Origin of the sequence: Streptomyces sp. DH12, assembly GCF_020873895.1 — a bacterium.
Classification (GTDB): Bacteria; Actinomycetota; Actinomycetes; order Streptomycetales; family Streptomycetaceae; genus Streptomyces.
In genome coordinates this window covers 1-399 of the sequence record NZ_JAHWGT010001549.1, presented here as the reverse complement: position 1 = coordinate 399, position 399 = coordinate 1, and the positions used below count along the sequence as shown (strand labels likewise).

Genomic DNA, 399 nt, shown 5'->3' with positions numbered 1-399 from the left:
GCTCCTTCATGGTGCGCGGCTCCTCCTCCACGAGGGCGCGGGCCCTGGCGGCGAGGCGGTCGAGGTCGACCCCGGCGAGCCCCGCGCGGAAGTGGTGCAGCTCGCGGTCGCGGGCGGCCTGCACCAGCGGCCGCAGGGTGAGGCAGTCGTCGGCGGTGTGGGTGTGGATGGTCGAGCGCAGGGTGACGATGCGGACCACCTCGCGGTCGGCCATCGGCCGGGACAGCGCGTGCGGGGTGAAGCCGTCGAGGCGGGCGGCGAGGGCGTAGTAGGGCGGCTTGACGTTCTGCGCCTGGAGGCCGACCAGATGCTCGACGGCGGCCGTCGCGGACATCGGGGAGCGGCTCAGCAGGAGCTGCCGGGCCAGGGTCGCCCGGTTCAGCGCGCGGGGGCCTAGGA

At 75.4% G+C, this 399-nt stretch carries 1 protein-coding gene; it reads right to left on the bottom strand.

The features are described 5' to 3' along the window. Positions 1-399 (bottom strand): crosslink repair DNA glycosylase YcaQ family protein (locus LPA54_RS41025; protein ID WP_228985489.1); only part of this gene is annotated, 399 nt, incomplete at both ends.